The following is a 23,458-nucleotide window of genomic DNA, read 5'->3' on the forward strand; positions in this document are numbered from 1 at the left end:
GCCACTATGTTAATCATCTACTCATTTATAAACAGTTATAAAAGGAAAGAATTATTTTACTATCAAAATTTAGGAATAGGAAAACTAAAACTATGGTTTTTTGCATACAGCTTAGATTTTTTCTTTTTTGTAATTCTGATAAGCCAATCTCAAAAATTCAGCTTTTTTAGTTTTCTCCTAAAATATCGCATGTGAAAAATAAACTGGAAGTTGACAGTGTTTTTCTAGAATTCGGTAATCGTAGAATATTATCAGATGTTTATTTAAAATGTGAAACTGATAAAATAATCGGGTTATTAGGGCGAAATGGAAATGGCAAAACTAGCTTAATGAATATCATTTACGGCAATCTTAATTGTAATTCTAAATCTGTCCGATTTAATGGTGAAACAAACTTTAAGGCTTATAAAAAGCCTGAGTTGCTAATGTATTTACCTCAGTTTAATTTTATTCCAGGAAGCCTTAGCTTAAAAAGAATATTTAAAGATTATGAATTGGATTTTAAAGATTTTGAAAATCGGTTTCCATTTTATAAGTCTAAATATAAATCGTCTTTTCAAAGTTTATCAGGCGGACAACGAAGAATCGTAGAGATTTATATCATATCTAAATCTAAAACGCAATTTGTTATCCTAGATGAACCTTTCTCGCATTTAAGCCCAATTCAAATAGAAGAAGTGAAACAATTTATTCTTGAAGAAAAAACAAACAAAGGTTTTTTGATAACAGATCACATGTATCAACATGTATTAAATATTAGTGATGATATTTATGTTTTGGCTAACGGCAAAACTCACCTTATAAAAGATATAATTGAAATTCAGTATTTAGGCTATGCTAATCTTAATATAAATATGATCAAATAAGAGGAATTAAGCATAGTTACATTTTAAATATTCTTAATGATAATGTTGCCTTTTTAAAATCTATAATTAAAATCGTTTTTTATCAAAGATTAAAAACCCTACCTTTGCGCCAAATTATTTTGACTAATTCAAATAAGTGGCTAGTCAACAGTAATTTATAATATTATGAAGAAAATTGTTGATTATAGAAAATTATTGGAAGTGACTGAAAAAGCTACTTTAGCAGAGTTGAAGTCAGTATATAGAAGTTTAATGAAAACTTATCATCCAGATAAATTTCCTGAAGGCGAAGAACGTACTGAAGCGGAACATACTAGCAAAAATATGATTGAGGCTTATCATTTTCTAGTAAGTATAGCTCCAGAAACTCGTGATCAAAATTTAGCAGCTTACACAGAAACCACTACAAATTCTAATATTCAAGATTTTGATTTTAAATCTCAAGTTTTAACTGTTGAGTTTTTAGACGGTAACACTTATGAATATTTTGATGTACCAAGAGCTGTATATGTAAAATTAGTAAACGCAGATTCAAGAGGAAGATTTGCGAGAAGGCATATTTTCACTTCTTATGTTTATAGAAGTACAAGTAGGTTAGTTGCTACAACCGCTTAGTTCACTTAATAAACTACAAAAAAGGGATAATCAAATTTTGATTATCCCTTTTTTTTATCCAAAAGCAGATTCAACTGCTCCGCCATCAACGCGGTAATTACTTCCATTAACGTAACTTGCTTTATCAGAACATAAGAAAGCAATCACCGATGCTACTTCTTCTGGCCTTCCTCTTCTTTTTACTGCAATATGTGGCCTATCGTTTTTTAGGAAATAATCAACGGCCTCTTTTATTGTCGAGTTTCTTTTCTCTGCTAATTCTTCCATCATTGCATCCGTCATTGGTGTTTCTATAAAAGCCGGAGAAACGCAATTAAACAGCAAATTATCTTTAGAGTAAGCCCTAGATAAACATTTCGTTAGATTAATAATTGCAGCTTTACAAGCATTATACGGGCTTTCTTCAATATAAGGTTGAAAAGCATTTTCAGAAGCAATAGTTACCACACGACCCCATTTTTTATCTAATAATTGAGGTAGAAATGCTCGACATAATCTTACTGCCCCCATTAAATCAATATCTATAGTTTTCATCCAATCAGCATCAGAAAGTGTCATGAAATCTCCTGCAGCACCTCTTGCACCAGCACAATTCACTAAAATATCAATACCTCCCCAATCCTTTTTAACTTTTTCTGAAGCTTCGTCTACTTTTACAGGATCACTTAGATCTAATGGTAATAAATAGACTTTCGCATCAGAAACGGACTTTAATAATTCTTTTTTAGCATTTTCTAAATCCTTTTCCTTAATATCAGACAAAATAATTATTACACCTTCAGATGCTAATATTTTTGCGGTTTCTAATCCTATTCCAGAATCTGCACCTGTGATTAATGCTATCTTATTTTTAATTCCTAAATCCATGTTACAATATTTAATTATTTAAACCATAAATAATGCCAGCTGAAGCTCATTTATTTAAGGCAAACAATAGGAAGATATTTTGCTTTAATATATTTGTATATGTCACAAGCAAAATTATCCGTCAACATAAATAAAATTGCCACTTTACGTAATTCGCGTGGTGGTAATAATCCTAATTTAGTGAAAACTGCATTAGATTGCGAGCGGTTTGGAGCACAAGGAATTACAGTTCATCCTCGACCTGATGAGCGTCATATTAGATATCAGGATGTTTTTGATTTAAAAGACAAAATCCAAACAGAATTTAACATCGAAGGAAACTGTGAAGAAGAAAAATTTGTAGAGTTAGTTTTAAAAAATAAACCTGCACAAGTTACTTTGGTACCAGATGTTTTGGGTCAAATTACTTCTAATCATGGTTGGGATACAATCAAACATCAAAATTACCTTCAAGATATCATTGCTAAATTTAGAGAACAAAATATAAGGGTTTCTATTTTTGTTGATGCAAATGTGGAGATGATTGAAGCTGCTAAAACTACAGGTACAGATAGGATTGAGTTATATACTGAAGCTTATGCCAAGCAGTTTGAAAATAATAGAGAAAAAGCGATTTTACCATATATTGCTGCTGCGCATAAAGCCAATGAATTGGGAATTGGAATTAATGCGGGTCATGATTTAGATTTACATAACCTTCATTATTTTGCTCAAAATATACCAGGATTATTAGAGGTTAGCATAGGTCATGCATTAATTGTAGATGCCTTATATTTAGGATTAGAGAATACTATACAGCGCTATCTATATCAATTAAAATAAATGTCTAATCAAATTCCCCTTTCAGATTTTTTAGAAAAGGCTAACGATGCATTAGTAATTGATGTACGTACGCCATTAGAATTTGTGCAAGGGCATATTCCTGATGCTATAAATATTCCAATTTTTACAAATGAAGAAAGAGTTTTAGTCGGCACAACCTATAAACAAAAAGGTAAGCAACCCGCAATTCTTTTAGGTTTTGAACTAACAGGTAATAAATGGTCTGATTTTATTAGAGAAGTTGAAAAATTAGCAGATAATAAAAAAATTTTAGTGCATTGCTGGCGAGGAGGAATGAGGAGTGGTGCAATGGCCTGGGCTTTTGGCTTATATGGATTTGAAGTTTCAACTCTTAAAGGAGGTTATAAAGCATTTAGAAAAGCGAATATTGAATCGTTTTCTGATAGTTATCAGTTTAAAATTTTAAGTGGTTTTACAGGAAGTGCAAAAACAGAAATTTTGAATGAGATGAAAACAATGGGTGAGCAAGTAATTGATTTAGAAAGTTTAGCTCAACATCAAGGTTCTTCTTTTGGTTCAATGGGGAGAATGACACAGCCATCTCAAGAACAATTTGAAAATTTATTTGGGATGGAACTTCAAAAAATGGATGTTTCTAAAAGAATTTGGTTAGAAGATGAAAGTGTTACTATTGGTAAGAGAGTAATTCCCAAATCTATTTGGGATCAAATGCGAAATTCTGATGTCATTAAAATCGAAATTTCTAAAGAAGAAAGGGTTGACTTTTTAAATAAAAACTATGGGAGCCTAGATAAAGAATTTTTGAAAGATGCAGTTTTAGGAATTGCAAAAAGATTGGGTCCGCTAGAAACAAAATTAACGCTTCAAGCAATAGATGAAAATAGGATGAAGGATTTTATTAATCAAGTTTTAGTTTATTATGATAAAACATATATTAAAGGATTGAGCAATAGAAATCAAGAATTAATAAAAACATTAGAATTTAAAAGAATTGAACCTAAAGAAAATGCCAAATCAATCATATCATTTACAAATAAAATAAATGGATAATATTAAACTTACCCAATACTCTCATGGGGCAGGCTGTGGATGTAAAATAGCACCATCAGTTTTAGACAAAATTTTACATAGTGGAATAAAGTATGAAGCGGATAAAAATTTATTGGTTGGTAACGATACAAGGGACGATGCAGCGGCTTATGATTTAGGAAATGGAACCGCTTTAGTTTCTACTACAGATTTTTTTATGCCAATAGTGGATGATGCCTTTGATTTTGGAAGAATCGCGTCTGCGAATGCAATTTCGGATGTTTACGCAATGGGTGGAAAGCCCGTTTTAGCAATTGCAATTTTGGGTTGGCCAATAGATAAGCTAGCTCCAGAAGTTGCACAAAAAGTTTTAGAAGGTGCAAGGTCTATTTGTGCAGAAGCCGGAATTACTTTAGCAGGTGGGCACAGTATTGACTGCCCTGAACCAGTTTTTGGACTGGCGGTAAATGGAATTGTTGATATTAAAAACTTAAAACAAAATTCTACCGCTGTGGCGGGATGTAAATTGTATTTAACCAAAGCTTTAGGAGTAGGCATTTTAACTACCGCTCAAAAAAAAGGAATATTAAAATCTGAGCATGCTGATATAGCTCCAAATTCTATGTCGAAATTAAATAGAATTGGAGAGTTGGTAGGAAAATTAGATTATGTAAAAGCAATGACCGATGTTACAGGTTTTGGATTGCTAGGACACCTTTCAGAAATGTGCGAAGGGAGTAATTTACAAGCGGAAATCGATTTTGATAAAGTTCCTAAATTAGGAGTTATAGATGAGTATTTAGAGCAAAATTCTGTTCCAGGAGGTACAAATAGAAATTGGGCAAGTTACGGGCATAAAATTGGTGAAATTACCGAAAGGCAAAAGCATATTTTAGCGGACCCTCAAACTAGTGGAGGATTATTGATAGCCGTTTTACCAGAAAATTCTGATGATTTTGGAAACTTTTTAAAAAGCAATGGTATCGAACCAGAATTTTGCCGCTCGTTTGGTTATTTATCCAACAAAAAAGGAGAAAAACTTATTCATGTTAGTTAATAGAATATCATAAAAAAAGTCCTTCAGATTATATCTGAAGGACTTTTTTTATCACAACCAATTTATTATTTAATGAATAACAATTCTCTAAACTTAGGCAATGGCCAGATATTATCATCAACCATTAATTCTAATTTATCTACATGATAACGGATTGGCTCGAAATAAGATTTTACCTTTTCGTCATAAGCAATGGCTTTATCTCTTGAATCTTCTATAGCGTTTGCAAGTTTTCTTTCCTCTACCATTGCATGCACATTCTCTTTTATAAATGTAATATGCTCTGAAATTTGTTTAATTAACAACATTTGAGCTGGATAAGCATCTTCTCCCATACCTATGTCTTTTAATCCTTTAACGTTAGTTACCAAAACAGTTTGATAATTAACAGCAGCTGGGATTACAACATTGGTAACTAGTTCTCCAATAACTCTCGCTTCAATTTGTAATTTTTTGTAATAATCTTCTAAAAGGATTTCATGTCTTGCATGAGCTTCTCTATCGCTAAATACTTGAGTGTCCTTAAATAATTTTAAAGATTTATCAGAAATTAAAGCATCTAAAGCTTTTGGAGTTGTTTTAATATTAGATAATCCTCTTTTTTCCGCTTCCTCTGTCCATTCATCACTATATCCGTTTCCTTCAAAACGTATGTTTTTAGATTCTTTGATATATTTTTTAAGAACAGTTAAAATAGCAACGTCTTTTTTATCACCTTTCTTAATCAGCTTATCAACATCTGCTTTAAATTTGATTAACTGTTCTGCCATGATCATGTTTAGCACAGTCATAGGGTTAGAAGAATTGGCAGCTGATCCAACGGCCCTTAATTCAAATTTATTTCCGGTAAATGCAAATGATGATGTCCTGTTTCTATCCGTATTATCCAATAAAATACTTGGAATTTTAGGAATGCTATGCCACATTGTATCTTCCTTAGCCTTTTTGCTAATTCTTGAAGTTTCTATTTCATCTAAAACATCATTCAGTTGGCTTCCCAAAAACATAGAAATAATTGCAGGAGGTGCTTCATTAGCGCCCAATCTATGATCATTACTAACAGAAGCAATAGAAGCTCTTAATAGATCTGAATGTTCATAAACTGCTTTGATGGTATTAACAAAGAAAGTTAAGAACATCAAATTATTTTTAGGTGTTTTTCCTGGAGCCAATAAATTTTTACCAGTATCAGTAATTAAAGACCAGTTATTATGTTTACCAGATCCATTTATACCTGCATATGGTTTTTCATGTAATAAAACCTTAAAATTATGTCTCTTACCTACCTTTTCCATCAAATCCATCAATAGTTGGTTATGATCGATAGCTAAATTTATTTCTTCATATAAAGGAGCACATTCAAATTGTGATGGAGCTACTTCATTATGACGAGTTTTTAATGGAATACCTAATTTTAAAGCTTCCATTTCAAAATCTTGCATATAGGCAACCACTCTTTCAGGGATTGATCCAAAATAATGATCATCTAATTGTTGATTTTTGGCAGAGGAATGACCAAATAAAGCTCTTCCTGTCAATAGCATATCAGGTCTTGCGTTAAATAATGCAAGATCTACTAAAAAATATTCTTGTTCAATACCTAAAGACGCATTAACTTTAGTAATTCCCTTATCAAAATAATGGCAAACATCTACTGCTGCATTATCTAAACTTGCCAAAGCTTTTAACAATGGTGCTTTATAATCTAATGCTTCACCGGTATATGAAACAAATACAGTAGGAATACATAATGTTTTTCCAAATATGAAAGCTGGTGAAGAAGGATCCCAAGCGGTATAACCTCTTGCTTCAAAAGTACTTCTTATACCACCGTTAGGAAAACTTGATGCATCTGGTTCTTGTTGTACCAAAGCACCTCCAGAAAAAACTTCTACAGGTGAGCCATCAGATGCTGGCTCAAAAAAAGAATCATGTTTTTCTGCAGTTGTGCCAGTTAATGGCTGAAACCAATGTGTATAATGAGTAACACCTTTACTTAAAGCCCATGATTTCATGGAAGAAGCAATATGTTCAGCTATATCTCTTTCTATAGGAGTTCCTTTTTCGATAGCATTTGTAATTGCTTGAAAAGCTTCCTTAGACATATAAGCCTTCATTTTTACTTTATCAAAAACATTAACACCATAATAATCAGAAATTTTAGCTGATGGTGCTTTTACTTCAGGAATTATTCTTCCTAATACAGACTGTAATGCTTGAAATCTAATAGTTGACATTGTTTAGGTTGTTTTTTATTGTTCTTAAATAAATACTCTTGTTTAGATGGTTAAAAGTAGTATGAAATATTGGATATATCATAAAATTTTTGAAAATAATTGAATTAACAAGCTTTTTTGTTGTGAATTCAATTAAAAAAATCCAATTATTTATAATTTATGTTAAAAAATGAACTTTTGGTATAAAAATTCTAAAAAATTATGCTTTAAAATATAATTATACAATGAAATAGTGAGAATTTCGTTTGAAGATAATTTAAAATTTGCACTTTAATATTAAAAATATGATAATATAACATGAATAAATTTATGTTATATTAAATATATGGTAAAAATTTTTACTTTTTTACTTATTATTTTGTGATATTTTATTATTTATTGATTTTAGGGCTTACAAATAAGGAGGTTATTTGTTTCTTTAAAATTTATAATATCACTTAATAAATATCAATAATTTAATTTTAACTAAACCCTAAACAATTAAAATGGAGAATTTGTCCTTAATCACAACTCAAGTTGCAGAAGTATTGCAATTTAAATTGCCTCTACTAGCCATGTCTGCACCGATGCAAGCAGCGGTATCAATGGAAGACGCTGCAAAAGAAGCGTTTTTTAATACTAGTAATGTTTGGATGATGGTTTGTGCCGCATTGGTATTTATCATGAATTTAGGATTTGCCGCTGTAGAAGCAGGGTTTTCCCAAACTAAAAACACGGTTAATATCTTATTCAAGAATGCTATTACCCCTGTAATTGGTATTTTATTATATGCTTTGGTAGGATTTAATTTAATGTATCCAGGCTTTGGAGACGTACCAGGATGGTTTGGTTTTGCAGGTTTTGGATTGACTGAGCCAGAAGGTGGAGGAACTTTAGCATATAACGCGGGTTATCCATACTATACAGATTTCTTGTTTCAAGCAATGTTTGCTGCAACAACGGCAACAATAGTTTCTGGAGCTGTTGCTGAACGTATTAAGTTCTCTGCTTATATAATATTTACAATTTTCTTTGTTGGCTTGGTTTATCCAATATGTGGTAGCTGGCAATGGGGAGCTGGTATGGTTTCATCTTGGGGATTTCATGATTTTGCAGGTTCTACTTTAGTTCACTCTGTTGGTGGATGGGGTGCTTTAGCTGGTATTATCTTATTAGGCCCAAGAATTGGAAGATTCGTAGGAAAGGGAAATCCTTTCCCTGCTTCTAACTTTGCATTAGGAACAATTGGTGTATTCATTCTTTGGTTAGGATGGTTTGGTTTTAACGGTGGATCAGTTTTATCATCAGACCCAGCGTTAACTTCTCTAGTATTAACTAATACTACTTTAGGAGCATGTGCCGGAGCAGTTGGATCTTTTATTTTAGCGACGTTAATATTTAAAACATATGATTACGGATTGGTTTTAAACGGAATTCTTGCTGGCTTGGTTGGTATTACTGCAGGAGCGGATGTTGTAACTCCAATGGAATCAATTTATATTGGATTTATTGCAGGTTTGATCGTTGTTTTAGCAGTAATCTTTCTAGAAAAAATTAAACTAGATGACGTAGTTGGTGCAGTACCAGTCCATTTATTTTGTGGAGTTTGGGGAACCCTTGCTGTTGGTATCTGGGGTACAGACATGAGTTTTATTGCTCAACTAAAAGGAGTTGCCGTTTACGGAGCTGCTGCATTCACTGCATCATTCATACTTTTCGCTATTATGAAATATACTATGGGAATAAGAGTAGATGCTAAAGAAGAAACTGAAGGTTTAGATGTTCACGAACATGGTGTACATGCTTATACTACTTCTTTAACTGGAGAAATCCCAGTTCATTAATATTTATGCAGACAATATAATTGAATAAGATTGTCTGCATAATTTTCAATTTAAATAAACAATAAATCCTAAACAATTAACAAACAATGAAAAAAGTATTATTAACATTAACCGCAGCAATTTTGGTAACTTTTACCTCAAAAGCTCAAGACAGTACCTCAACACCTTTGTCCATTTCGGGCTCAGTTGATGCTTATTATAAGTATGATTTTGCTAAAGTACCTAATATAGGAACCAGTTTTGCAACTGACCAGAATTCAGCATCTTTAGGGATGATAGATGTTGCATTAAAGAAAACAACAGGAAAAGCATCATTTGTTGGCGAGGTTTCTTTTGGACCTAGAGGAGAAGGACAATCAATTCCTAATGCAGGTTCTGGAGGTCAATCATTCCATATTCAAAATTTATATGCTAGTTATGCTTTCTCAGATAAATTTAGCATGACTGCTGGATATATGGGAACATTTGTAGGATATGAAGTTATCTCTCCTGTAGGAAATTATAATTATTCTACATCTTATTTATTTACTAACGGTCCTTTCCAAAATGCAGGGATTAAAGCAACTTATGCTTTTTCGCCAAAAGTAAGTTTAATGGCGGGTCTATTTAATGGCTGGAATTCTTACACAGCAACTAATGGAGTTTCTAATTTTGGGGCTCAATTAATGGTTGCTCCAGTAGAAGGTTGGTCTGCTTATTTAAATTTATTAACGGGTGAAGACGCTTACGGAGGTTATGGAACAGTTTTAGATTTAACTACAGGTTACCAAGTTACAGAAAAATTTAAAGTTGGATTAAACGTAGCAGATTTTAGTAAATCTGAAGATGCAGATGGTGGATATTCTGGTGGAGCTTTATACCTTCAAGAAGGTATTACTTCTGGTTTCAGCCTTGGATTAAGAGGAGAATATTTTAAATCTAAAAGTGGTGCTACTGGCTTAACTTTATCAGGAGTTGTTCCAGGTGAATCTGTAACAGCGTTTACTTTATCTGGTAATTTGAAAGCTGGTGGATTAACTTTTATTCCTGAGGTAAGATTTGATAATGGTTCAGTAAATCAATTCCTTAAAGAAAATGGTAGTGCTACAAAATCAGCTTCTCAATTTTTATTGGCTGTTGTATATGCTTTCTAAATAAAATAATAATTAATTCTTTAAAAAAACCATTCCAATTATTGGGATGGTTTTTTTTTTAATAAAAAATTAAGCATTTAATTATTTTACAAAAAAAGCCCAAACTTTAGGTTTGGGCTTTTAAATATAATAGATATTATCTTATCCTAAATAAGATTTCAAGATTTTACTTCTTGAAGTATGTCTAAGCCTTTGTAGTGCTTTATCTTTGATTTGTCTTACTCTTTCTCTAGTTAAATTAAACTTCTCTCCAATTTCTTCTAATGAAAGGGGATGATTAGTACTTAATCCAAAGAAAAGAACGATAATTTCTCTTTCTCTTTCTGTTAATGTAGATAAAGATCGCTTTATTTCTTCTGATAACGATTCGTCTATTAAATTACTATCTGTATTAGGATTATCATTTTCTAAAACATCTAATAAAGTATTTTCCTCACCTTGTACAAATGGGGCATCCATAGAAACATGACGACCAGAATTACTTAAGGTGTCAGAAATTTTATCTACAGTAGTTTCTAAAGTTTCTGCCAATTCTTCTGGAGAAGGTTCTCTTTCAAACTCTTGTTCTAATCTAGAAAAAGCTTTACTTATCTTACTTAAAGAACCTACTTGATTTAATGGCAAACGCACAATACGAGATTGCTCTGCAATTGCTTGTAATATTGATTGGCGAATCCACCAAACAGCATAAGAAATAAACTTAAAACCCTTAGTTTCATCAAATCTTTTTGCAGCTTTAATTAACCCAAGGTTTCCCTCATTAATTAAATCTCCTAATGTAAGCCCTTGATTTTGATATTGTTTAGCAACAGAAACCACAAAACGTAAGTTTGTTTTAGTTAAACGCTCTAAAGCAGCTTGGTCACCTTCTCTTATTTTTTGCGCTAGAATAACTTCTTCTTCGGCAGTGATTAGATCAACTTTACCAATTTCGTGAAGGTATTTATCTAAAGATTGTGATTCACGGTTGGTAATTGATTGCGTAATCTTGAGTTGTCTCATTTATATATATTAATATTCTCGATACTATTAAAAGCAAAAGTCTGCAAAGTTAAAAAAATTTACCTCATTTAACGTTAAATATCTGAAAATGTTAGGGATTTTTATACAAAAATTAATTCATAAATTCTTCTGTCATTCCTCAAAAATCAAGCCATTGAAATTTTGTCAGTACGTTTCTATTGTATTTAATGTGGTATATAATTTACTATTGTTTGAACAATTAATGTTGATAAACCAAAAGCGATTGAATAGTAAATTGCAAGACGAAACATTTTCCATAATGTTTCTCTTCCTGATCTTTTATAAACTAATTTTAAACTTTTGAAAATATACCAAACTAACACTCCAAAAACCACAATTTTTATTAAGGAACCAATAATGCTAGGAAGTAAAAAGACTAAATGATCGCTTATTAAGAGTACTATAAACGCAAAAGATTGAAAATGCAGAGTATATATAATATGCTCTAAATATAATTTACCGTTTTTTCTAAAAGTTCGCATCAGAAAGAAAGCAAAAATCGGGGTAAGGAGAAAGAAAACCTTAGAGCCATATTTCCTCATCACATCTGATGATGAAAGTTCATCATTTTCTGGTTCATAAGTGTCAATTTTTAGCTTAGAAATATATATTCTGTTTATTTTCTCTAAATATGATTTTAGCTCTTTATTGTTTCTATTGTTGTTGCTAATTTTCTTTAAGCTATCAATTGCTTCTGATTGTCTTTGCTTACTTAATTTAGAAAAGTTTATTAAATCGGCTTTTTCTAATGTTTTAGTAATTAATGGTTCAGTAAATTTTGGCAAACTATCAAAAGCTTTTTCATATTCAAAAGGGATATAAGCACCTTCTTTCTTTTTAGCATCTAATGTAAAAAATTCATCATTCTTTTTATTTTTTAATAATGGCGTAACCAAAAAATAAACAATAGAGATGAAAATAAACATGCTAACAGGTTGTAAAAACTGAGTTCTTTTTCCCTCAATATAAGCTACTGTTAAAAACCCAGGTTTTGTGATTAAAGGCTTTAGTGTATTAAAAAATTTAGAATCGAAATGAAAATAATGCCCAACACTATGCCCTAAAAAGTGCCAAAAAGACTCGTGGAGATTAAGGTTTTCTTGTCCACAATTAGAACAAAAGTTGCCACTAACTTCTGCACCACAATTTAAACAGTCTTTTTCTTCTCTATGCCGATGTTTCATATCATGTTAATGAGCAACAGCTGTTGCCATCTCATCTTTTTGATGTTTATACTTGAAAATTATTGGAAAAATAATAGCTAATAAAAGAGCATATCCTGCAAATGAGAACCAAATGCTTTCCCAATCCCTTACTCCATTTGTTGTAAAATGATCAACCACCCAACCACTTAAAATCCCACCAAAAAAAGCACCTAAACCATTAGTCATTATCATGAATAAACCTTGTGCACTTGCCCTTATTTTTGGATCAGCTTCACGTTCTACAAATAAAGAACCTGAGATATTGAAGAAATCAAAAGCCATTCCGTAAATAATCATTGATAATATCAATAAAAACAAACCGTCTCCTGGGTTTCCAATTGCAAATAATCCAAACCTAAAAACCCAAGCTATAATACTGAATAGCATCACTTTTTTAATTCCGAATCTCCTTAAAAAGAAAGGAATAGTAAGGATAAATAGGGTTTCTGAAATCTGAGATATGGATAATAACAAATTAGGATGTTCTACTCCGAAAGTGCCTGGATATAGCGTTTTAAAGTCATCTAAGAAAGAGCCTCCAAACAAATTGGTAATTTGTAATGCTGCACCTAATAACATTGAAAAGGTGAAAAAAATCGCCATTTTTTTTGTTTTAAATAAAACAAAAGCATCTAAACCAACACTATTTGCTAGACTTCTAGCATCCGAAGATTTTAAAGGTGGGCGTTTAGGCATTGTAAAAGAATATATACCTAATACCAAGGCAGAAATCCCGCTAACATATAATTGCCCAGAACTTTTTGTAAAACCTAAAAAATCTACCGCCCACATGGCAACTATAAATCCAATAGTTCCCCAAACCCTAATAGGAGGGAAAGATTTAACTATGTCTTGGCCGCTTTTTTCTAATGCATTATAAGATACCGTATTAGTTAATGCTATAGTTGGCATGTAAAACATGGCATTAAATAACATAATGATATATAATGTAGGATAATCTGTAATTCTTGTAGCTAGGAGAAGCAAAGCAGCACCTATAATATGACAAAAACCAAGAACTCTTTCGGCATTATAAAATCGATCTGCAAGAATACCCATTATGGCAGGCATAAAAAGAGAAGCAATGCCCATGGTAGAAAAAATACTTCCAACCTCTACACCTGTAAATTTTAAAGTAACAATCATGTAACCGCCCAAAGAAATGAGCCATGAACCCCATACAAAAAATTGTAAAAAGTTTAAAATGATGAGCCTGATTCTAATATTCATACCGGAGTTTAGCAAAATTTGAAGATGCCAATATATGTATAATCAGGAAATTATAAAGAAGGAGATTTTGCTTAAAATAATTTTATTCTAAAGGATTAATTTGATTTTCTTTTAGAGATTTCATCACGGATTTTTACCGCTTTTTCATAAGCTTCTTCGGCTAATGCTTCCTTTAATTTTGTTTGTAATTCTTCATCTGAAAAAGTGGAATAGCTATTTCCAGTTACAGTTGGTTCTTTGGATGGTTCTATATTATCCAAAAACACAAAATCATTTCCTTCAATGACAATCCCAGCAGAAGCTAAAATAAACTCATATGTATAAATAGGACAGCCAAATCTTACCGCTAAAGCAATTGCATCAGAAGAACGGGCATCAATCTCTATATTTTTTTTACCATCGTTACAAACCAACTTGCTGTAAAAAACGCCATCAACTAAATTATAGATAATTATTTCTGAGATATGAATATGATAAGCTTCTGCAAAAGATTTAAATAAATCATGCGTAAGCGGACGACTAGGAGTCATCTTTTCAATCTCAATAGCTATTGCTTGAGCTTCAAATCCACCGATAATGATTGGCAATCTTCTTCTGCCACTTACTTCCCCTAAAACTAAAGCATAAGCGCCAGATTGAGTTTGACTATATGATAAACCTATGATATCTAATTTTAATTTCTTCATTTTATAAATTATCCAAAAACTTTACCAAATAAGTTGAGTCCTTAACGTGAGTAAGGTTTTTTTTAAAATTGTTTTGGCAATCTCTGTTATTATATATTTTATTATTAAATAACTCCAGTGTTTATTTAATCACTATATTTTATTTAGGCGTTTTTACACGCTTTCCACTATATCTTTTTTTCTGAAAAGAAAAAAAGGATGTCGTTTCAATCGTTAACGCAAAAAAATACTAAGCGTATGGATTAGAAATTCTTTTTAACTAAAAACTCGTTTGCAAAGGTAAGCATACCAACACAAACGAGTTTAAATATTTTATTTAAAATTAAGAATTTGCTTTTAATGCTTTAACAGCTTCAATCATTTTTGGAACCACTTCAAAAGCATCACCAACAATTCCATAATCTGCTACCTTAAAAAAAGGTGCTTCAGGATCTTTATTGATCACAACAATTACTTTAGAAGATGAAACACCTGCTAAATGTTGTATGGCTCCAGAAATACCAATGGCGATATATAAATTAGGAGAAATTGCAATTCCTGTTTGCCCTACGTGTTCGCTATGTGGACGCCAATCAGCATCAGAAACTGGTTTAGAACAAGCGGTTGCTGCACCTAATAAATTTGCCAGTTCTTCAATCATTCCCCAATTTTCTGGTCCTTTTAAACCTCGACCAGCACTAACAACCAATTCTGCATCTGGTAAAGAAACTTTATCAGTTGCTCTTACAATTTCTTTAATGATCACCTTAAAATCAGAATCTTTATTTTCTGAATTAAATTCTTCTATGGTAGCAGGTGTACCATCTTCTACCACTTTGTGAGAATTTGGAGTTAAAGAAATCACTTTATTTTCTGAATTCATTTCTACCATTGCAAAAGCTTTGTTAGAAAACGCAGTTTTCTTTACAATAAACTTTCCATCGGTAGTTGGTAATTCTATAGCCCCATCAGCAACTGCTGCTTCTAGTTTTACTCCAATTCTTGGCGCTAAACCTTTACCAGAAAAAGAGTTAGAAAGTACAACAACATTTGCAGCTTCTTTTTTTGCAGCTTCGGCTATTACAGAAGCATAAGCTTGGTTGATAAAAGATTTTAATTTATCATTAGTTACGTTTAGCACTTTTTCTACTCCGTATTTTCCTAAATTTTCTAATTCTGAGGAAGCCACATTACCAATTGAAATGGCAATTAAGCTGGTATTCATTTGTTTTGCGATTGCTTTTGCATAAGATACAACCTCAAATATTGATTTTTTGAATTTGCCTTCGGCATTTTCTACATATACTAAAACAGACATATTTTTTTATTTTATTTGGATGTTTTTAAAGTCATCCGTTATCATTTAAACCGTTCATTTTTGCGTTAGGGATTGAAACGGCATCCTTTTTTTGCAAATGGCCATATTGCAGATGGCAAAAAAAGATACAGAGCAAAGCCCGCCCGAACGCCCTAATTAATTTAAAAAACTTTTGCTTCGCTATGTAAAAGTTCAATCAGTTTTTCTGGATCGCCAGCATCCACTAATTTAACGGCACCTCTAGGAGCTGGAGTTTCAAACTTCACAATATCAGACAATATTTGTACATCAATAGCTTCTACAACTGTCAAAGGTTTTGTCCTTGCGCTCATAATTCCTCTCATGTTTGGAATTTTCCACTCGGCTACACCTTCGGCAGTACCCGCAACAAATGGAAAAGGAATAGTCAATACTTCTTTACCACCTTCAATTTCACGTTCTACAGTTGCTTTTTCACCATCTACTTCTAACTTTTTGATGATAGAAACGGAAGGAATATCCAAAAGCTCGCCCAACATAGCGGCTACCTTTGCTCCATTATAATCAATAGACTCACGTCCAGTTAAAATTAAATCATAAGATTGATCTTTTGCATAAGCAGCAACTTGTTTTGCCACAAAATAGGCATCTTTTGGTGCGGCATTAATTCTTACTGCATCTGTTGCGCCGATTGCTAGAGCTTTTCTAATGGTTGGTTCTGTACTTGCTTCCCCTACATTAATCACTGTGACAGTTCCGTTGCCACCATCAGTTAGCTCAATTGCCCTAGAAAGCGCAATCTCATCATAAGGATTTAAAACAAATTGTACTCCGGCTTGATTAAACTGGGTGTTATCATTAGTAAAAGTTATTTTTGTGGTAGTATCTGGAACGTTACTAATACAAACTAAAATTTTCATCATTTTATCTTTTATTTTTTAATGGTGATGAAGCAATCATGAAAAGATAATGATATCTAGTGAAGTTTTGTATAATCATGATAGTTTCATATAATTGGTTTTTATACAAATTTAATTAATTAAGTGGCTTTATAAAACATGGTAAACAGATTGGAAAAATTATTAGAGTTCATAGACAATGAACCAAATGACCCATTTTTGAAATATGCCCTCGCAACCGAATATCTAAGATTAAATAACCAGGATGAAGCATTAAAGTTTTATTTAGATTTGGTGCAAAACCATCAGGATTATGTGGGTACGTATTATCATTTAGGTAAATTATATGAATTAAGACAGGAACAAGAACTGGCTTTAAAAACTTATCAAAAAGGAATGGATGTGGCAAAAAAAATAAAAGATAACCATGCATATAGTGAATTGATGGGGGTATTTAATAGTTTGCAAGATGAAATGGAGGATTGATTTTGAATGATGGATTAAAAGAATGAATGAACAATGGAATGATAAATGAATAAGAGAATGATTGAATGCTTGAGTTAATGAATTGATTTCTACTTGAAATTTATTCTATTATCCAAAATTCTATCTTCCAAAATTAATTAAACAATTTGAAAGGGAAACGTTTTAGAAATCTGGTTTTTTTAGGAGATGTATTGGCTTTTATGCTAACTTCTTTTGGGGGACCACAGGCTCATTTAGCCATTTTATTGAACGATTTTGTAAAAAAAAGACGGTATCTAACTGAGGAAGAATTAATGGAACTTTATTCCTTAACTCAGATTTTACCTGGACCATCATCTACGCAAACCTTAATTGGGGTGGCTTATAAAATTGGTGGATTGTGGCTTTCCTTAATCACTTTTATAATTTGGTCTATACCAGCTGCAGCTGTAATGTGCTTTATAGCAATTAGCTATGGGAGTTTATCTGTAAATGCGCATTTTGCCAAAGTATTAAGTGTTATCCAACCCATTGCTTTAGGTATTGTTGCATTTGCTGCCTATTCTTTTGGTAAAACAGCATTAAAATCAGAGGTTAACATAATTTTATGTTTGTGTGCAATTGCAGCCAGTTTAATATTACGTAGTCCTTATGCTTTTCCGATATTGATTTTATTAGGCGGTATCATCAGCTCGGCGACAGAGACTAAATATGAAGAAAATGAATTAAGGGTAAAATTATTCTCAAACATCAATACTAAGAAAGTTGCATATTTTATTGGGATTCTCTTATTATTTGGCTTGTTAGGAGCAATTATTAACAGAACATCACCGTTTAGTTTACCAATCAGATTATTTGAAAATTTTTATAGAAACGGAATTATCATTTTTGGCGGCGGACAGGTATTAGTGCCTTTAATGTATACGGAGTTTGTAGATGTAAAACACTATTTAACAGGACAGGAGTTTTTATCTGGATTTGCTTTTCAGCAAATGATTCCCGGCCCAACTTTTTCTTTTACTTCTTTTTTAGGAGCAATGTCTTTAGGAAACAGAGGATACGGCATAACTGGGCAGATTATGGGAAGCTTAATTGCGGTTGTAGGAATTAATGCCCCAGGAATAATTTTAGTTTTATTTATTGTGCCCTTTTGGGAAGATTTAAAGAAAATAACCAGAATAAAACGATCATTAAGTGGTATAAATGCTGTTGCAGTAGGATTTATGATAGCTGCATTTTTTCTTTTACTTGCACCTATTGGCTTAAATTTTTTAAGCATTGGTATTATGATAGCTACTTTTATAATATTAAGATTTACCAGAATAAAAACCCCATATATTATACTATTCGGTATAATAATGGGATTAATAATGGCATAAAATCATATTTTTTACTACTTTATAAAATAATCATATATTAAAATTATGAGAATTCCGATAACCAGAAAAGATGTAACAGTAATGCCAGACCCAAAGAGGGTTATAGCTCGTTTTTTTTATAACGGGGATGAGAGGGCAAAAGAAATTATTGAACATTTAGATGCTTTAGATGAGAAGCAAATTTTTGAAATTATCACACCTATTTTACAAGAATTTTCTAAAAGGCACAGGAATATCACTAAAATTTTAATCAAACACGCTGATATGCTTGCCGTAGAATCACCGGATTTAGCACAAGCTGTAAAGGAAACCTCTAATTTTAAAAAACTATTAATTGGCGCTTATTTTACGCATGAATACTCTATAGAATCTGCTGCTTTTTTTAACCCTTCTATTGTTGATGATCCTGATCAATCGGATTTAATAGAGGGTGAAAGAAGATTGATTATTAGTTTCAGAGCGGTTGGCGAAGGGCATATCTCCTCGATTGTTTTCAGATCAGCAATTTTAAAAAGTAATAATGATATTGAAGTAATGAATGCTGGGAGATATGTGCATGAGGCAGATATTATCAAAAATAATGTTTATAAAAAAAAATATTTTTTAGAAAAAGCGGAAGATGCCCAGATATCTATTAAAACGTTAGAACTTGCTAAGGAATATCTGGACGAAAAATTTGATTATAAGAAACTTAGAGAAACCATAGATCGATTAGTTTCTGATGAATCAATTGATAAATCTGAAACAGAATTGAATAAATTGCTTTGGCTTGCAGATTCTTATCATGAAATTATTTTTTCTTTAGATACTGATATCTCCGATCGTATCATTTATCCAATTACAGAATATGAGAGGAAAGGAATTGAAGATGCCCGTTTTGTTAAATTTTTTAATGAAGATGGATCTTCTAAATTTTACGCCACTTATACCGCATACGATGGAAATACCATTATGCCTAAGCTATTAGAAACCAGTGATTTTTACAATTTTAAAGTTAGGCCTGTTTATGGTGAAGGAGCGAAAAATAAGAATTTAGCTTTATTTCCCAGAAAAATAAATGGGAAATATGTAATGATGTCTAGAATTGATGGCTGGAATAATTATATTATGTATTCAGATAAAATTAATGTCTGGACAAATCCTATTAAATTACAATCGCCCAAATACCCTTGGGAATTTGTACAAATTGGCAATTGTGGATCGCCAATTGAAACCGACAAAGGTTGGTTAATGGTAACCCATGGAGTAGGGGCAATGCGTAGATATTGTTTGGGAGTAAGTTTATTAGATTTAGAAGATCCATCTAATGAAATTGGAAGATTAAAAGAGCCTCTATTAATTGCAAATAAAAATGAACGAGAAGGATATGTGCCAAATGTGGTTTATTCCTGTGGGTCAATTATCAATAATGGAGAATTAATTATCCCTTATGGACTTTCGGATTATTCATCTTCATTTATGACCGTAAATTTAGAAATGCTTTTAAACAAGTTAATCAATGAGCATTAATTGCTCATTGATTTAAAATTTGATGGTAAAGTTTTAAATATTCGCTGGCCATTGTTTTTGCTGAAAATCTATTTTTAGCAAGTTCCGAACATTTTTTTCTGTCTATACTAGATGTTTTGTCAATAGCATCAACTGCTTTTTCAACATTATCAACTAAAAAGCCATTTTTATTATTTTCGATTAACTCTGGCATAGAACCACGATTAAAAGCAATAACTGGCGTTCCACACATCATGGCTTCTGCAACGCTTAAGCCAAAAGGTTCGTTAAAATTTATAGGATGAAGCAAAGCCAATGATTCTCCCATCAATTCATTTCGTTTTTGCGGCCCGGCAGATCCAATAAATTGTACATCTTCATTAAGATGTGGTTTTATTTCTCTTTCAAAATAGCCTTCGTCCTGTATAATACCCGCTATAATTAGTTTCTTATTTGTTTTTTTCGCTATTGCGATTGCTTCCGCAGTTCCTTTATCAGGATGAATCCTTCCAAAAAATAACAATTGATCTTTTGGAGACGGATTAAAAGTGAATTCTTCAGTATTTAATCCATTGTAAACTGTAGCTAAATATTTCAGTTTATCACTTCTATCAGAATTACTGATTGAAACATAATAGGTATGATCATTATATTTTTGATAAACGGGAATAATTTTATCAGAAGAAAACCCATGAATGGTAGTTATTATGGGTGTTTTTATTAGTTTAGAATAAGTTAAAGGCAAAAAATCAAAATGATTATGTATGATATCAAATTGATCCGCATTTTCTATCAGGTTACTGATATGCAAACATTCTAAAACCTTGGCATCTTGTCCTTTTTCAGTTTCATATCCTTTAAGAATAACAGAGTTTAGTTTTCCTGATGTAAATGAATCTCCGGTTGCAAAGAGCGTTACATCAATCCCTAATTTTACTAAATTTTCAGCTAAATTTGATGCCATTTGCTCCCATGGGCCATAATGAACAGGCGGAGTTCGCCAAGCAACAGGAGACAAAATTGCGACTTTCATTAATCGCGACTTACTCCCATAATTGTTTTATCAAACAAATACTCTTTCTCCTGGGCTTTCAAAACTGTTAAATGAGAAATAAAATAAGCTAAGGTACTTTCTGCACCTTGATTTCTATTAATACCATGTGGAGTTAATCCATCACAACATCCATTTGTTTCATGATCGTATAAAGGTATTCTTAATGCATTTTCTCCTAAGAACCAAAGGTAAGTCTTAAACATCTTTTCGATATAAATTACATCTTCTGTAACTTCAAAAGCTTGAAAATACATCATTACAGCCGCCATAGTTTCGATAGCTTGCTGATCAAAAATAGCTTTATCTTGATTTTTATAAAACCATCCATCATTACCAATTGGGTTATAATAACCTTGATCTAAAGTTTCTTTATCTAAAAACGTTAAACTTTCTATACCTATTTCTTTATAGATTACATTTTTAGTAATATCATAAGTTTTAAGAAGAGCTAATGGTAAAATGGCATTATCATAAGTCATTTTTTCCTCAAACCAATGCCAATTCTCCGATTTATTAATTTGATAGGCATTAACTAATTTATCAGCCAAGGCAATCAATTTAATTTCTAAATTTTCATCTGGATAAGTTTTAAGATAATGGGCTAAACCTATAATGCTATTTCCAAATCCACGTAAATGCTCAAGTTCATCTAAATGTTCTAATGAATTAAAAAATAATTCTCTGGCAAATTCTTTATAAGAATTGTTTGGCGAATTACATATCATAAAGCCTAAAGCCCAAAGCGTTCGTCCATAACTATCATCCGTTCCAACCTCATCCAAATACTCACGTTTAAAACTTAGAAAATTTCTAAAGTTTCCATTTTCGCATTGCATGTATTGTATAAAACTCAAATAAATTGGTAATAAATCTAAAGCTTCCTTTGATTGAAATTGATTGTAAGACATCAGAGCCAAAATTAAAGCTCTACTATTATCGTCCATACAATATCCCTCTTTAAGATTAGGAATACCATATTTAGCATGTTGAACGATGCCAGTATCATCTGTTAATCTTTTAACATAATCTAAAGTAAATGCTGGTAGCAAATCAGTATTTAGCGTAAATTTTTCTACTATTGGCCTTAGATTATTCTCTGAAACAATTTCTTTAGCCAAATTAAGATAGATATTACCAATTTTTGGATAACGTAATGTTAGGCCATAAGCATAAGCATTATCACGTATATCTTTTAGGGATTTATCATTGGTTAATAAATCATTTATAATTGAAGCAAGGTGTTCAGAGTCTCCAAAATCAAATAATTTACCACGGTTATTTTTTAGTAATTCTTGAGCATGCCAGTAAGGTGTAGATATTACTGCTGCCCCAGCGCCAACTGCATAAGATAAAGTCCCACTTGTAATTTGGGCTTCATTTAAATATGGAGTAATATAAATCTCAGCAGCTTTTAAATAATCCATCAACTCATCTTCGGCTAAAAACTTATTAATAAAGTTTACATTTTTACTTACGCCTAAATCTGAAGCTAATTTTTTAAGGTAATCTCTATATTCTTCTCCCTGATTTTTTAAAACATGGGGATGTGTTTTACCAATAATAGTATAAACAACATCTGGATGGTTTTTTACAACTGCTGGTAAAGCCTTTATCATGGTTTCTAAGCCCTTATTTCTAGATATTAAACCAAAAGTGAGGAGTACTCTTTTACCGGGTAATAAATCAGCCTTGTTTAATATTTTTTCAATAGAATCATCATAATCTGGAACTCCATGTTCTATTAGTGCAATTTTTTCTTTTGGAATGTGATAAATATTCATCAAAAAATCAACAGCTTTTTCAGCCATTACCACAATCCTGGAAGATTGATTAGCAATTTCTTGAATAATTAATTTTTGGATATAACTGGGGTCTTGTAAAACAGTATGCAAAATGGTAATTAATGGTTTTTCTATCCTCTTAATTAAAGGCAAAACATAAATACCACTATCTCCGCCATAAATACCAAATTCATGTTGCATAACGCAAACATCAGCTGCACTATTATTTATTTGATTTGCTGCTTGTATGTAGTCCTTTTGATGTTGTTGCCTAATGATATATTTGACCTCTTTACCATACTGATATTGATTTAGTTCGTCAGAATCGTTGATTGCAATTACATAGCCACCTTGATTCTTATTTAAAAGGTTTATTTCAATAGCATTTTTAAGATTGGAATTAAAGGTAGCCAAGCCACATGGGCGAGGCATATATGTTGAAATATATGCTATTTTCATGATGATTTATTTTAGTAAAGAGTAGATGATTACTAATATATGGCTAAAATGTATGCCAAAAATGAAAGTGTAAACAGAAAGC

General features: G+C 31.8%; 20 protein-coding genes. 10 read left to right on the forward strand and 10 right to left on the reverse strand.

Annotation, left to right across the window (positions count from 1 at the left end):
- The first annotated feature begins 191 nt into the window (after positions 1-191).
- On the forward strand, positions 192-866 hold the full coding sequence (locus A5893_RS03520) for an ATP-binding cassette domain-containing protein (RefSeq protein ID WP_157687403.1): 675 nt from the start codon (positions 192-194) through the stop codon (positions 864-866).
- A gap of 165 nt (positions 867-1,031) precedes the next feature.
- Positions 1,032-1,481, forward strand: a complete 450-nt coding sequence (locus A5893_RS03525; RefSeq protein WP_068821150.1) for a KTSC domain-containing protein — start codon at positions 1,032-1,034, stop codon at positions 1,479-1,481.
- Positions 1,482-1,535: 54 nt separating this feature from the next.
- Here A5893_RS03525 and A5893_RS03530 read toward each other — a convergent pair whose 3' ends face one another.
- Positions 1,536-2,348, reverse strand: a complete 813-nt coding sequence (locus A5893_RS03530; protein ID WP_068821151.1) for an SDR family NAD(P)-dependent oxidoreductase — start codon at positions 2,346-2,348, stop codon at positions 1,536-1,538.
- A gap of 99 nt (positions 2,349-2,447) precedes the next feature.
- On the opposite strand from A5893_RS03530, the gene A5893_RS03535 reads away from it, so the two are divergent.
- From A5893_RS03535 to selD, 3 genes are read left to right on the forward strand one after another with little or no spacing between them, the layout of a single operon-like run.
- Positions 2,448-3,170 carry a pyridoxine 5'-phosphate synthase gene (locus tag A5893_RS03535; protein ID WP_068821152.1) on the forward strand — a complete coding sequence of 241 codons (723 nt, stop codon included), beginning with the start codon at positions 2,448-2,450 and terminating at the stop codon, positions 3,168-3,170.
- The gene (gene mnmH / locus A5893_RS03540; RefSeq protein ID WP_068821153.1) at positions 3,171-4,202 is read left to right on the forward strand and encodes a tRNA 2-selenouridine(34) synthase MnmH; all 1,032 of its coding nucleotides are present in this window, start codon (positions 3,171-3,173) and stop codon (positions 4,200-4,202) included.
- Positions 4,195-5,238, forward strand: a complete 1,044-nt coding sequence (selD, locus tag A5893_RS03545) for a selenide, water dikinase SelD (RefSeq protein WP_068821154.1) — start codon at positions 4,195-4,197, stop codon at positions 5,236-5,238. Before mnmH ends, selD begins: the two co-directional genes overlap by 8 nt.
- A gap of 65 nt (positions 5,239-5,303) precedes the next feature.
- Here selD and A5893_RS03550 read toward each other — a convergent pair whose 3' ends face one another.
- The gene (locus A5893_RS03550; RefSeq protein WP_068821155.1) at positions 5,304-7,475 is read right to left on the reverse strand and encodes a glutamine synthetase III family protein; all 2,172 of its coding nucleotides are present in this window, start codon (positions 7,473-7,475) and stop codon (positions 5,304-5,306) included.
- Positions 7,476-7,960: 485 nt separating this feature from the next.
- Here A5893_RS03550 and A5893_RS03555 point away from each other — a divergent pair, with 485 nt between their 5' ends.
- Together A5893_RS03555 and A5893_RS03560 are read left to right on the forward strand one after the other, a co-directional pair.
- On the forward strand, positions 7,961-9,298 hold the full coding sequence (locus A5893_RS03555; protein WP_082911299.1) for an ammonium transporter: 1,338 nt from the start codon (positions 7,961-7,963) through the stop codon (positions 9,296-9,298).
- An 86-nt stretch (positions 9,299-9,384) separates the two neighbouring features.
- Complete coding sequence (locus tag A5893_RS03560) at positions 9,385-10,431, forward strand: porin (protein WP_068821156.1); 1,047 nt, start codon at positions 9,385-9,387, stop codon at positions 10,429-10,431.
- A gap of 141 nt (positions 10,432-10,572) precedes the next feature.
- Here the strand turns inward: A5893_RS03560 and A5893_RS03565 are convergent, their stop codons facing one another.
- The 6 genes from A5893_RS03565 to A5893_RS03590 form a co-directional block, all read right to left on the reverse strand.
- Complete coding sequence (locus A5893_RS03565; RefSeq protein WP_068821157.1) at positions 10,573-11,433, reverse strand: sigma-70 family RNA polymerase sigma factor; 861 nt, start codon at positions 11,431-11,433, stop codon at positions 10,573-10,575.
- A 185-nt stretch (positions 11,434-11,618) separates the two neighbouring features.
- The gene (locus A5893_RS03570; RefSeq protein ID WP_068821158.1) at positions 11,619-12,638 is read right to left on the reverse strand and encodes a DUF3667 domain-containing protein; all 1,020 of its coding nucleotides are present in this window, start codon (positions 12,636-12,638) and stop codon (positions 11,619-11,621) included.
- A 6-nt stretch (positions 12,639-12,644) separates the two neighbouring features.
- Positions 12,645-13,889 carry a nucleoside permease gene (locus A5893_RS03575; RefSeq protein WP_068821159.1) on the reverse strand — a complete coding sequence of 415 codons (1,245 nt, stop codon included), beginning with the start codon at positions 13,887-13,889 and terminating at the stop codon, positions 12,645-12,647.
- 95 nt (positions 13,890-13,984) lie between these two features.
- Positions 13,985-14,575, reverse strand: coding sequence for a bifunctional nuclease family protein (locus A5893_RS03580; protein WP_068821160.1), 591 nt, complete (start codon positions 14,573-14,575; stop codon positions 13,985-13,987).
- Positions 14,576-14,897: 322 nt separating this feature from the next.
- Positions 14,898-15,872 (reverse strand): electron transfer flavoprotein subunit alpha/FixB family protein, encoded by a 975-nt coding sequence (locus tag A5893_RS03585; protein ID WP_068821161.1) that lies wholly within the window; start codon positions 15,870-15,872, stop codon positions 14,898-14,900.
- A 161-nt stretch (positions 15,873-16,033) separates the two neighbouring features.
- Positions 16,034-16,771: an electron transfer flavoprotein subunit beta/FixA family protein gene (locus A5893_RS03590; protein ID WP_068821440.1), complete on the reverse strand. Its 738-nt coding sequence runs from the start codon at positions 16,769-16,771 to the stop codon at positions 16,034-16,036.
- A 138-nt stretch (positions 16,772-16,909) separates the two neighbouring features.
- On the opposite strand from A5893_RS03590, the gene A5893_RS03595 reads away from it, so the two are divergent.
- The 3 genes from A5893_RS03595 to A5893_RS03605 all read left to right on the forward strand — a co-directional run bounded on the left by A5893_RS03595 (position 16,910) and on the right by A5893_RS03605 (position 20,103).
- Positions 16,910-17,236 (forward strand): hypothetical protein, encoded by a 327-nt coding sequence (locus A5893_RS03595; protein ID WP_068821162.1) that lies wholly within the window; start codon positions 16,910-16,912, stop codon positions 17,234-17,236.
- A 146-nt stretch (positions 17,237-17,382) separates the two neighbouring features.
- On the forward strand, positions 17,383-18,594 hold the full coding sequence (gene chrA, locus A5893_RS03600; protein WP_232456790.1) for a chromate efflux transporter: 1,212 nt from the start codon (positions 17,383-17,385) through the stop codon (positions 18,592-18,594).
- A 45-nt stretch (positions 18,595-18,639) separates the two neighbouring features.
- Complete coding sequence (locus A5893_RS03605; protein ID WP_068821163.1) at positions 18,640-20,103, forward strand: glycoside hydrolase family 130 protein; 1,464 nt, start codon at positions 18,640-18,642, stop codon at positions 20,101-20,103.
- Positions 20,104-20,107: 4 nt separating this feature from the next.
- Here the strand turns inward: A5893_RS03605 and A5893_RS03610 are convergent, their stop codons facing one another.
- Both A5893_RS03610 and A5893_RS03615 read right to left on the reverse strand, forming a co-directional pair.
- Complete coding sequence (locus A5893_RS03610) at positions 20,108-21,115, reverse strand: glycosyltransferase family 4 protein (protein WP_068821164.1); 1,008 nt, start codon at positions 21,113-21,115, stop codon at positions 20,108-20,110.
- Positions 21,115-23,376 (reverse strand): glycosyltransferase family 4 protein, encoded by a 2,262-nt coding sequence (locus A5893_RS03615; protein ID WP_068821165.1) that lies wholly within the window; start codon positions 23,374-23,376, stop codon positions 21,115-21,117. Before A5893_RS03615 ends, A5893_RS03610 begins: the two co-directional genes overlap by 1 nt.
- Between the last annotated feature and the right edge of the window lie 82 nt (positions 23,377-23,458).

Origin of the sequence: Pedobacter psychrophilus (assembly GCF_001652725.1) — a bacterium.
GTDB classification, from domain to species: domain Bacteria; phylum Bacteroidota; class Bacteroidia; order Sphingobacteriales; family Sphingobacteriaceae; genus Pseudopedobacter; species Pseudopedobacter psychrophilus.

Coding starts and splice junctions, on each gene's coding strand:
- A5893_RS03525 (WP_068821150.1), top strand. CDS start 1,032: ATGAAGAAAATTGTTGATTATAGAAAATTATTGGAAGTGACTGAAAAA.
- A5893_RS03530 (WP_068821151.1), bottom strand. CDS start 2,348: ATGGATTTAGGAATTAAAAATAAGATAGCATTAATCACAGGTGCAGAT.
- A5893_RS03535 (WP_068821152.1), top strand. CDS start 2,448: ATGTCACAAGCAAAATTATCCGTCAACATAAATAAAATTGCCACTTTA.
- mnmH (WP_068821153.1), top strand. CDS start 3,171: ATGTCTAATCAAATTCCCCTTTCAGATTTTTTAGAAAAGGCTAACGAT.
- selD (WP_068821154.1), top strand. CDS start 4,195: ATGGATAATATTAAACTTACCCAATACTCTCATGGGGCAGGCTGTGGA.
- A5893_RS03550 (WP_068821155.1), bottom strand. CDS start 7,475: ATGTCAACTATTAGATTTCAAGCATTACAGTCTGTATTAGGAAGAATA.
- A5893_RS03555 (WP_082911299.1), top strand. CDS start 7,961: ATGGAGAATTTGTCCTTAATCACAACTCAAGTTGCAGAAGTATTGCAA.
- A5893_RS03560 (WP_068821156.1), top strand. CDS start 9,385: ATGAAAAAAGTATTATTAACATTAACCGCAGCAATTTTGGTAACTTTT.
- A5893_RS03565 (WP_068821157.1), bottom strand. CDS start 11,433: ATGAGACAACTCAAGATTACGCAATCAATTACCAACCGTGAATCACAA.
- A5893_RS03570 (WP_068821158.1), bottom strand. CDS start 12,638: ATGAAACATCGGCATAGAGAAGAAAAAGACTGTTTAAATTGTGGTGCA.
- A5893_RS03575 (WP_068821159.1), bottom strand. CDS start 13,889: ATGAATATTAGAATCAGGCTCATCATTTTAAACTTTTTACAATTTTTT.
- A5893_RS03580 (WP_068821160.1), bottom strand. CDS start 14,575: ATGAAGAAATTAAAATTAGATATCATAGGTTTATCATATAGTCAAACT.
- A5893_RS03585 (WP_068821161.1), bottom strand. CDS start 15,872: ATGTCTGTTTTAGTATATGTAGAAAATGCCGAAGGCAAATTCAAAAAA.
- A5893_RS03590 (WP_068821440.1), bottom strand. CDS start 16,771: ATGAAAATTTTAGTTTGTATTAGTAACGTTCCAGATACTACCACAAAA.
- A5893_RS03595 (WP_068821162.1), top strand. CDS start 16,910: ATGGTAAACAGATTGGAAAAATTATTAGAGTTCATAGACAATGAACCA.
- A5893_RS03605 (WP_068821163.1), top strand. CDS start 18,640: ATGAGAATTCCGATAACCAGAAAAGATGTAACAGTAATGCCAGACCCA.
- A5893_RS03610 (WP_068821164.1), bottom strand. CDS start 21,115: ATGAAAGTCGCAATTTTGTCTCCTGTTGCTTGGCGAACTCCGCCTGTT.
- A5893_RS03615 (WP_068821165.1), bottom strand. CDS start 23,376: ATGAAAATAGCATATATTTCAACATATATGCCTCGCCCATGTGGCTTG.